This is a genomic window from Chitinophaga sp., from assembly GCF_035538455.1.
Taxonomy (GTDB): domain Bacteria; phylum Bacteroidota; class Bacteroidia; order Chitinophagales; family Chitinophagaceae; genus Chitinophaga.
The window spans coordinates 20,860-30,533 of sequence record NZ_DATLKJ010000011.1 but is presented as its reverse complement, the minus strand read 5'-3'; the positions used below and the strand labels follow the sequence as shown (position 1 = coordinate 30,533).

At 46.0% G+C, this 9,674-nt stretch carries 11 protein-coding genes; 8 read left to right on the top strand and 3 right to left on the bottom strand.

The features are described from left to right. Both VM802_RS01065 and VM802_RS01060 read left to right on the top strand, forming a co-directional pair. Positions 1–634: TetR/AcrR family transcriptional regulator (locus VM802_RS01065; RefSeq protein WP_325527055.1), on the top strand; the 634-nt coding region annotated here is incomplete at its 5' end. A gap of 47 nt (positions 635–681) precedes the next feature. Further along, positions 682–2,742: a HelD family protein gene (locus tag VM802_RS01060; protein ID WP_325527053.1), complete on the top strand. Its 2,061-nt coding sequence runs from the start codon at positions 682–684 to the stop codon at positions 2,740–2,742. 12 nt (positions 2,743–2,754) lie between these two features. Here VM802_RS01060 and VM802_RS01055 read toward each other — a convergent pair whose 3' ends face one another. Further along, complete coding sequence (locus VM802_RS01055; RefSeq protein ID WP_325527051.1) at positions 2,755–3,093, bottom strand: chorismate mutase; 339 nt, start codon at positions 3,091–3,093, stop codon at positions 2,755–2,757. Positions 3,094–3,269: 176 nt separating this feature from the next. Next, positions 3,270–3,473 carry a class I lanthipeptide gene (locus VM802_RS01050; RefSeq protein ID WP_325527049.1) on the bottom strand — a complete coding sequence of 68 codons (204 nt, stop codon included), beginning with the start codon at positions 3,471–3,473 and terminating at the stop codon, positions 3,270–3,272. 222 nt (positions 3,474–3,695) lie between these two features. Between VM802_RS01050 and VM802_RS01045 the strand changes: the two genes are divergently transcribed. Beyond that, the gene (locus VM802_RS01045; RefSeq protein WP_325527047.1) at positions 3,696–4,616 is read left to right on the top strand and encodes an alpha/beta fold hydrolase; all 921 of its coding nucleotides are present in this window, start codon (positions 3,696–3,698) and stop codon (positions 4,614–4,616) included. 13 nt (positions 4,617–4,629) lie between these two features. Here VM802_RS01045 and VM802_RS01040 read toward each other — a convergent pair whose 3' ends face one another. Continuing rightward, positions 4,630–5,808: an acyltransferase family protein gene (locus VM802_RS01040; protein ID WP_325527045.1), complete on the bottom strand. Its 1,179-nt coding sequence runs from the start codon at positions 5,806–5,808 to the stop codon at positions 4,630–4,632. A gap of 229 nt (positions 5,809–6,037) precedes the next feature. Between VM802_RS01040 and VM802_RS01035 the strand changes: the two genes are divergently transcribed. The 5 genes from VM802_RS01035 to VM802_RS01015 all read left to right on the top strand — a co-directional run bounded on the left by VM802_RS01035 (position 6,038) and on the right by VM802_RS01015 (position 9,647). Beyond that, entirely contained in the window at positions 6,038–6,574 is a 537-nt protein-coding gene (locus tag VM802_RS01035; protein ID WP_325527043.1) for a hypothetical protein, read from the top strand. A gap of 17 nt (positions 6,575–6,591) precedes the next feature. Next, positions 6,592–6,948 carry a hypothetical protein gene (locus VM802_RS01030; RefSeq protein WP_325527041.1) on the top strand — a complete coding sequence of 119 codons (357 nt, stop codon included), beginning with the start codon at positions 6,592–6,594 and terminating at the stop codon, positions 6,946–6,948. A gap of 262 nt (positions 6,949–7,210) precedes the next feature. Then, complete coding sequence (locus tag VM802_RS01025; RefSeq protein WP_325527039.1) at positions 7,211–7,981, top strand: hypothetical protein; 771 nt, start codon at positions 7,211–7,213, stop codon at positions 7,979–7,981. A 282-nt stretch (positions 7,982–8,263) separates the two neighbouring features. Beyond that, positions 8,264–9,046: an MBL fold metallo-hydrolase gene (locus VM802_RS01020; protein WP_325527037.1), complete on the top strand. Its 783-nt coding sequence runs from the start codon at positions 8,264–8,266 to the stop codon at positions 9,044–9,046. Between the two features lie 40 nt (positions 9,047–9,086). Then, on the top strand, positions 9,087–9,647 hold the full coding sequence (locus VM802_RS01015; RefSeq protein ID WP_325527035.1) for a TetR/AcrR family transcriptional regulator: 561 nt from the start codon (positions 9,087–9,089) through the stop codon (positions 9,645–9,647). Positions 9,648–9,674 lie beyond the last annotated feature (27 nt).

The window sequence follows — 9,674 nt, the reverse complement described above, 5'->3', positions numbered from 1 at the left end:
AAACATATTTTTAAATGAGCGACTGTTCATTTATATTTGCACCATGAGATTAAGAGACGAACAAAAGGAACTGCTGATAAAGCAGAAGGCCATTGATATGATTGTCAGTGAAGGATTGGAAGGTTTTGGCGTCAACAAACTGGCCAAAGCGGCGGATGTAGCGCCGGGTACCATTTACATTTACTATAGGAACAAGGAAGACCTGATCATGCAGCTCTGCCTGGAAGTCAGCTCTAATATCCTGCGCAGCAGTATCAGGGGATTGCAACCTGAAATGTCATTTGGCGATGGCATGCGGTTACAATGGAAAAACAGGTACCAGTATGCAGTTCGGCATCCGCAGGAAGTACAGTTCATTGAAAAGGTACGTTATTCCTCCATATATGAGAAGATCACCGAGGCCCTTACTGTTGAATATGGCAGTGCGTTGGGTGCTTTCATACAGGCGTCGCGCAAACGCAATGAGCTGGCCGAAATGTCTTTTGAAATGTACTGGTCGCTCGCCTTTGCACCGCTATATCAACTAATCAATTTCAGCCAACAGATAACCGCCAAGGGCACACGCAGGTTCGTACTCACTGAAGCCAAGCTGAACGAGGCCCTGCATCGCGTATTGAAAGGATTGAAGCCTTAAAAAAATTTCCATTTAAAATGAATGAGCGCTCAGTAATTAATTATACCATGACAACCGGTATAATCAATAGCAGCGAAAACCAGGAAAAACAATACCTGGAAGAAATAAAAGAAAAAATAAAACGGGCTGTCACACAAAGCGGGCAGTCTGCCAGACAGAAAGCTGCAGAGTTACTGGAACAAAAGCAATACGTCCGGGATAACAGGGATGAAAAAGAGGGCATGATACAGTATATCTCGCTGACGGCTGGCAGTGGAGAAGCCCTACTGGCAAGGAACAGGCGATTAGCAAAGCTGCTGCAGTCGCCCTACTTCGGACGCATCGATTTCCGGGAACACCAGCATCACGCCGCCACACCGGTGTACATTGGCGTACATGCATTCACCGATCAGCATACCGGCGCCAATCTTATATACGACTGGCGTGCACCCATCAGCAGCATGTTTTACGATACCGAACCGGGAGATGCCCGCTACGAAGCACCTTCAGGCCCAGTAAGCGGACAACTAGAGTTAAAGCGCCAGTACCGCATCCGCAACGGACAACTCGAATTCATGCTGAATACAGCCGCACATATCTATGATGACCTACTGCAAAAAGAGCTGAGTACCGCTTCTGCCGACAGGATGAAAAATATCGTAGCCACCATACAACAGGACCAGCACCAGGTTATCAGGAATGAAAATGCAAACGTGTTGATCATCCAGGGGGTTGCGGGTTCCGGTAAAACCTCCATAGCCCTGCACCGTATTGCGTTTCTTCTGTATCGCTTCAAGGATACCATCAAGGCCGGAGATGTACTGATCCTGTCTCCCAATAAAGTATTTTCTGATTACATCTCTAACGTTCTACCAGAGCTGGGAGAAGAAAATGTGCCCACTTCCGGCATGTACAACCTGTTGCAGGAGATTACCGGCTATAAACATCAGGCGCAGCACCTCTTTGGGCAGGTATCAGCACAGCTGCGTAAAACAGATACAGCGCTGGAAGAACGGATCCGTTTCAAATCTTCATCGGAGTTTCTTGTCAGACTGAATGAATACGTCATCTATCTCAACAATCATTGTTACAAACCAGTGGAAATAAGAATAGGAAGATACGTACTACCAGCGTCTTTTGTCCGTGAAAAAGCGGAGGCGGTACATCGCCAGCCCATATTAAAACGGCCACAGGAAATTGTCAATGCGCTAACAGCATTTATCACTTACAAATATGGTCATACTGTTACTGCCAAAGAGAAAGACGGCATCCGGAAAGCCGTAACTGGCATGTTTATCTCCACAAACATGCTGAAGCTCTACAAGGATTTCTTTATGTGGATGAACAGGCCTGATCTCTTCAAAATGGCAGCCAAAGATATACTTGAACATCACGATCTCTCCGGTCTCGCTTACCTGAAAATATGCCTGCAAGGTGTTCAGCCACAGCGGAAAACAAAGCATCTGCTCATTGATGAAATGCAGGACTACACACCCGTTCAGTACGCGGTGATCGCGAGGATGTTCAGCTGCCGCATGACCCTCCTGGGAGACGTCAATCAATCACTGAATCCTGCCGGTAAAACAGGCCCTGATGATCTGAAAAGAATATTCCCACGGGCACAGCTGGTTACACTCAACAGAAGCTACCGCTCTACTTATGAAATCATTCGTTTTACGCAGGCTATTGCATTCAACGACGCGCTCATTGCTGTTGAACGACATGGAGAAACGCCACATATATTTATTACCGGGAATGAGAAAGAAGAAGTAATTACTATCTGCGGGTTGATCAACACTTTCCTGCAAGAAGCCAGGTATAACTCGCTGGCGGTTATCTGTAAAACGGAAGAAGAAGCCGGACAGCTGGCCACACAATTAGATCGTCATGGCCTACCGGCACAGTTACTGCTTTCTGGCAGTACAAGCTTCAGGGAGGGCCTACTGATTACCAGTGCACACCTGGCAAAAGGCCTGGAATTCGACCAGGTGATAGTGCCCTTTGTAAACAATACAAACTACAAAAGGGAAATCGACCGGAATATGTTATATATTGCCTGTACCAGGGCTATGCACCATCTCAGTGTTACGTGCAGCGGAACACCATCTTCGTTTATCAGTAAACATTAGCCGGATACGGTTTTACTTTACACCATTTTTTAAGGCCTCCTGCTGGCGGATACTTTCTTTATGAATATCCTCGTAAAGTTCCTTAATGAATGCCTCAGAAAGTCCTTTGCTCTTACCATGATCCACCGCTCTCTGCAACACCTCATTGAAACGATTGGATTGAACCACCTCTACCTTATGTACCATCTTATAAATACCGATCGCCCTGGCGGCTTCCATTCTTTCGCCCAGCAGATCAATGATCTCTTTGTCAAGCCGGTCTATTTTAGCCCTGAAGACTGTAAGTGTATCCTGAGGGTTGGCTACAACTGATGTTTGCGCGTATCCGGCTGCAATGATCATCGTCAGCATGCATGTAAATATTATTCCTTTAAGCATAGTTCAATTATTCAGTCTCCGAAAATACCAATTTTCTGCTATACACATAAAACCCGAAAGTAATAAGTGTATAAAGCAACCGGCTTACAAAAAAACAGCCCACCGCTTTTAGAAGCGGTGGGCTGAAAACTAAATGCTAAAGGCTAAGATCAGCATTGATAGAGTTCGCAGGGATAATCAGGACCCGGGCTGGTATTATCAATGCAGACAGTAATAAGTATTGTATCGTCAGTGCACATGGTACGGACAGAAACACCACCTTTCAGTTGTTCTTGTCTTTCGTTGGTGAGTGCTGCGATAGCTGTTTTCTGAAGAGATAGCTTCTGATTCAGCTGAACTTTCTTCTTTTTCATAGTCGCGGATTTTGAGTTTTAACAGAATACCAATAAATACTTTTATAGTACATACAGGATAACCTAATATCCTCAATATTGCCTCAACCTCCAAATGCATACCGGAGGATATTGTCGTTCCCGGGTTTCAGCCGGTACATGAAATTTTCCAGCTATAAAATTCAGACAATATTCCTGTAGTAAGAATGCAGTGGTATCAGATATTGATAATAGTTTTGGGGAATGAAACAGTTGTTTATTATATGGGTATTGCTGTTGACAATACTTTCAGGAAAGGGACAATCACTATATATCAAAGCATTCGGTAAAAAAGATAATCCTGCGGTGATATTTATTCACGGCGGACCTGGCGGAAATGCTGTCCATTTTGAAGCTACTACTGCCGCTGCCCTTGCTGACAGGGGATTCTATGTAATTGTATATGACAGACGGGGCGAAGGCCGTTCGGCAGATCCACATGCCACATTCACCTACCATGAAGCATTCGATGATCTCAATAACATCTATAAGAAATATGCGCTTACAAAAGCCAGCCTGATCGGATTTAGCTTCGGCGGGCTGGTTAGTACACTTTATACGCAACTATACCCGGAGAAGGTACGTACACTTGTATTGACGAGCGCCTTGTTTTCACAACAGGCTACCTATGATCATATCCTTGATTCAGTGAATAAGATGTATGCCGGCAAACACGATACTGCGGGACTTTCCCGCGTAACATACATTACAGCGCTGGACAAACGCTCCGCCGCTTACCGTAAAGGGTGTTTTGATCTGGCGGGCGATAACGGTTTCTTCAGGGTAGCATCACCGGATGTTACCTCCCGGCACCTCGACAGCACTTACAAAATCGGCCCGCTGTACAAAGACAATATCCGAAACCCCAAGGGACCGGAAATGTTTTACCGGAATGAAAAGCTGACCAACATCAATGTATTGCCCATACTGGAAAAACTCACAAAACACGTCAATATCTGTGCGCTCTATGGCAGGCAGGATGGCATCTTCTCTGTTTCTATGCTAAACAATATAAAGAGGATAACAGGAGAAAAAAAATTCAGATACCTGGATAACTGTTCACATTATCTATATGCGGATCAACAAGGAGAATTCCTTTCGAACATAACGCGGTGGCTGAAGTAGTACTATTAATAGCTTAAAGATACCTCCGGATCAATCCATTTCTTCTCAGTATCCATGTCAGCGCCCAACTAAAAGTAACTGATAAAACAACTGTTATTAAAAACTTTAGCAGGGCTGCCATATCTATATCCAGCAGGAAATACTGGCACCAGATTACAAAGATGTAGTGCACCAGGTAAATTCCGTAGGCGTTAGCTGATAAGGACTTCCAGATGCTGCCGGTAATATTGAATATACTGCGGAAGGTAGTGAGAAATGCCATGCAACTCAATGTACAGGATAACGTCCATACAGAGCGGTAAAGCAAGTTCGCATTGAAATAACTTAGCTCTCCCCTCCCGATCATTGTGCGTAAAGGCGTTTCACTGCCTTTCAGCAGTGCATATACGAAAACAGCGGCAGCAGCCCATACAGGCCACATACGCACCAACCTGGAATCCGCTGAAAAGATACCGTTGCGCAGACCGGGAACGCCGATCACTGCACCTAGCAGGAAATAACCGAAATACAGAAAGATGCGGCTCACCTGGAAATCGAACGGGCCTATACCCGTCCACATACCCGGATCAATGAACAATGCCATTGGCATGTATAGCAGCCATGTAAGCAGATACCAACATAGTAACAGCTTCCAGGGCCTTTGACTTTGTGCCGTCAGCCATGCTCCCGGCGCCATCGGTGAATCTTTTATCAGAGGGAAACATACTGCAAAAACAATATTAAAGAGAAACAATACCCAGATAAACCAGGGCGGTCCCACCGGCCAGGCTTCTACCGTAAAATAATCAACGATATAATCCCTGAGGTCATGCTGCCCGTGCGCGAGATAGTAAGCCGGATAATACGCAAGCAGCATCAGGATCGTTACCCCAATGATAAAGGGAATGAACAACCGGTAAAAGCGGTCACGTATAAACACCGGGACTCCTTTGTTGCGCAGTCCCGGCGACATAAAGATGCCGCCGATCAGGAACATGAGCGACATAAAAAATATGTCGTTAAAATCTTCAAAGATATCCAGCCCTCTGCTCCTGGCGGCATCCACAATAGGATGCGTGGAAGTGATATAGGCTTCCTTATTGAAATGCGCAAAGGTCGTATAGGCCAATGAAGAATGGTGCGCTACTACCAGTACGGTGATAAATGACCTTAAATTATCTACCCAATTTGTCCTGTCTTGATTTTGTGTCATGCCTGCTGATTTATCCAGGGTATCCGAAATGTTGCAACGTTGTAAAAGTCTTACTTTACGGGAATTCCGGCCGATGGATTCCACGTAATTTAAAGAATGGGGGTACATCATTCTGGTCTTTTTTACGACCGGGGAAAATCCGGGAAGAATAACCAGATGTCGGCGGAATGTCGTAACTTATTAGCTGAACCTACAGCAGATTATCTGTTTAACCTCAAATTAATCCCTTATGACCACACAATTATGGATTGGCCTCGGCTTTCTTGCCATCCTCATTCTTTTTATGATGAAAGCATTTTTTGCAAAAGACCCTCCCAATGAGAATCAGGCTCCTATCTTACGGCTGTTTATTGCACTTGCCGCCGGATTTGCGGGTGGCTTTCTCACAGGAGATGCGTTGTTCCGTCTGGATAGTTCTATGGGCAACGGTACCAAGCTGTTGGTATCTGGTACAGCCGGTGCTGCATTGTTCTTTACAGCATGGTTCACCGCCAAAAGTAAGTTACAGCCCCCTCCTGATGGTTTCAGCTTCTCTGTTGCCAGTGGCTGGACCTTCGAACAAGCTGTAGCTGGCATAGCCAGGTCTGCTTCCGAACTTTCTGAAATCACCGGATTCACCCCGGAACAACGCGCAGCAGTACTGGAAAGCAGGGAATTAACTTGTCGCACACCGAAAGAAGCAATAGAAAAACTCCGCTACCTCAACCCGGCATTACCCCAATATAGTGTGGATTATACCAATGGTGTCTATTCCATCAAAGCATAACCGGTAAACTCTTTCAAATGAACAGATGTAATTGTCCGCTTCCGCCCGGAGGTCAGGTGGTATGTGAGCGTAACCAGATGGCTATATGCATCGTACGCAATGGTCAGGCTATTCATCAATGCCTTGATCCGGGCAGTATTAAAGGTGATGCTGCTTTGCTTAACTGGGCACTTGCCCAGATCACAGGCAGGGAAAGCCTGAGGACCAACAGTGTTCATCCGCCTGATTTGCAAATGCTGACAAAAGGCACCTACCGGGATGGCAAAACCATGGTGAACTTTTCGCTCACACAGGATATGCAGGATGCCCTTTTCAGGCTCACCCAAGGTGGCAATACCACCAGCGATGAGATGGGGATGGAAAGTACCGTCTGACCCCCACTCCTTTATGTTACAACTGCTGTACCATGTATCACCTGTAACATAACAGGCCGGTCAAATAAATTATGTATAACGGTTAGTGCTATTTGCCGGGGAACTACATTTCCCCGGCAAAATGTTTATTTCTCTGGCGGAAATATAACATTGAAGGATACTGCCAGGACATTGAAAAGATGGAGGCTGCCGTTGAATAGGGTTTTATAACCCGGCGGGATCCCGGAGGTTTGTGTATATAGTTATTCTCAAACCAACGCTTATGAAAAGATTCGTCCTCTTGTGGCTGGCATTATCCGGTATACATCCCACGGCAAATGCGCAGTCCGCCCAAACATTCTCCGATGTCTATCTGACACACCAATTCGTTCAGGGAGAAAAATTCAGCACCGTATTTTCCAGGACCGTATCTACGACCAGCAATGACCTTCCTCCCATGGTTTACCGGGTTGGTGGAACGGGCGATTACACAGTAACAGGTTCTAATGCCCTTCAACCGGAATTTGCAGCTGTATTCCTCTATGATGGACGGCCAGAAGACAAGTGCAGCATAGCATTCAGAGACTCGGGCAAAACATTGGTATACAACGGCAGGCCGAACACGAACACGGATGCCAGCGGCCTCGCCTATAATCCGCTACTGTGGGGGATTCCGCCGGCAAAACTGGGCAAAGGCATGTCCTGGGAAGTAAATATCACGCAGCCCTGGGAACTGGGCGGCGCCGGCAAACAACATGTACAGGTATTGGACGCAGATCCCACCGCAAAAATAATCCGGCTTAAACGGGAAGGCGATGGCGAAGGTTTTTTTGCTGACGACCAACAGGCCATCGAAATGGTGAAAGACGGAAAAAAAATGCGGGCGAAAGTAATACCCGGTAAACATCACTGGACCGGCTACACGATTTTCAAAAATGGGATTGTGCTAAGCGACGAACTGATGGTGGAAAGACCTGTAATACTTGAAACAGACAATCTCAGAATTGCGGCGACACAACGCCAGTACATAATGCTCAACTTAAGACCGCAGTGATTATTTTGGGATTTGGGGATTACGTAATTCCCAAATCCCAAAATTACTGCTGGGAGCGCACTACTGTATAATCCTGATTGTGATCGTAAATGGTTCCTATTTCATAATTATCAAAATATTCCTTTGTTCTTGTACAAACAATGGATTCTATGGTACTTTTCCCGTTTATGAAAAATTTATATTGAATTTTACCAAACGTTCGGTAACTTTGTTTCACGGTCGACGAAAAGATAACAGAGACAGAAAGGAAACCGGATTCTAAAACACTTAACTGACAATATTATGAAAAGAGAAGATTCACTACAAGTGACCCACCTCGGAGGCCCTACAGCCATTCTTGAAGTATCCGGATTACGGTTTATGACAGATCCTACTTTTGATGACGCGGGTACTGTATATCCGGTAAGTCCGGGGCTGACAGTAGAGAAGATAGCAGATCCGGTACAGAAAGACACTGGAAAAGTAGATGTAATATTACTGAGCCATGATCAGCATTTCGACAACTTTGATCATGCCGGCAGGGAATTCGCGGGAAAGGCTGACCGTGTGCTGACTACTGTGGCAGGCGCCGCACGTTTAAAAGGCAACAGTACAGGACTGGCTACCTGGGACAGCGTGACGCTGGCAGCTCCCAACGGAGACGAAATCACAGTAACCAGCACCCCCGCCAGGCATGGACCGGCCGGTATTGAGAAGATTTCAGGAGACGTGACCGGTTTTATTATTACAGTAAAAGGTAAAATCAATTACGAACTCTATATCACCGGCGATACGGTATATTATGATGGTGTGGCTGACGTGGCCAGGAGATTTGATCCCAACTACATATTTGCTTTTGCCGGAGCAGCCCAACCCAGAGGGCCTTTCCATGTAACGATGGATACGAATGATGTGCTGGATACATCACATGTATTTCCTGATGCTGTAATCATACCACTGCATTTTGAAGGATGGTCACATTACACACAGGGAGAAGAGGCCCTGAGCCGCAGCTTCAACGCACTGGGTATTAGTCACCGGTTAAGAATTCTTCCTTTAGGTACTACAGAAGACCTTCCTGTGTGATCCGGGATTTCTTTCTATCTTTAACGAACAATCGGTAAATATGCGGGCACAAAAAATAGACGCAGAAGATTTAGGCAACAAATTATTTGAGACTTTCAGCTTGCTGGGGTACGACGGCGCTTCCATGGAAGCATTGTCTGCCGCCACGGGATTGAAAAAGGCCAGCTTATACCACCGCTTCCCCAACGGAAAGAAGGAAATGGCACAGCATGTATTGGGAATAGTGGAGCAATGGATACAGGACAATGTCATCGCTGTTTCAAAGAATAAGGAGCTGAAGCCGGAAGCGCGACTTAAAAAAGTAATTGCATCTGTTAACCAATTGTATCACGGAGGAAGCAGCAATTGTGTGCTCCGCACCTTGTCTATCGGCTCTGATGCAGACGATTTCCAGGAAGGCATCAGCCATTGCTTTGACCTGACCATCGACGGTTTTGCGCATATAGGCCGCGATCTTGGATTACCCGCGGATACCGCCCGTAAGAGAGCGAAACAGATCAATATCCTCATACAGGGCGCCCTGGTAGTATCTGTCGCTACCCGCGAACCGGGAGTTTTTCGGAATGTACTTGCCCAGATTCCCGCGCTGCTCACACCTTAATTTTATTCAACATCATCATGCTTAATT

Coding starts and splice junctions, on each gene's coding strand:
- VM802_RS01060 (WP_325527053.1), top strand. CDS start 682: ATGACAACCGGTATAATCAATAGCAGCGAAAACCAGGAAAAACAATAC.
- VM802_RS01055 (WP_325527051.1), bottom strand. CDS start 3,093: ATGCTGACGATGATCATTGCAGCCGGATACGCGCAAACATCAGTTGTA.
- VM802_RS01050 (WP_325527049.1), bottom strand. CDS start 3,473: ATGAAAAAGAAGAAAGTTCAGCTGAATCAGAAGCTATCTCTTCAGAAA.
- VM802_RS01045 (WP_325527047.1), top strand. CDS start 3,696: ATGAAACAGTTGTTTATTATATGGGTATTGCTGTTGACAATACTTTCA.
- VM802_RS01040 (WP_325527045.1), bottom strand. CDS start 5,808: ATGACACAAAATCAAGACAGGACAAATTGGGTAGATAATTTAAGGTCA.
- VM802_RS01035 (WP_325527043.1), top strand. CDS start 6,038: ATGACCACACAATTATGGATTGGCCTCGGCTTTCTTGCCATCCTCATT.
- VM802_RS01030 (WP_325527041.1), top strand. CDS start 6,592: ATGAACAGATGTAATTGTCCGCTTCCGCCCGGAGGTCAGGTGGTATGT.
- VM802_RS01025 (WP_325527039.1), top strand. CDS start 7,211: ATGAAAAGATTCGTCCTCTTGTGGCTGGCATTATCCGGTATACATCCC.
- VM802_RS01020 (WP_325527037.1), top strand. CDS start 8,264: ATGAAAAGAGAAGATTCACTACAAGTGACCCACCTCGGAGGCCCTACA.
- VM802_RS01015 (WP_325527035.1), top strand. CDS start 9,087: ATGCGGGCACAAAAAATAGACGCAGAAGATTTAGGCAACAAATTATTT.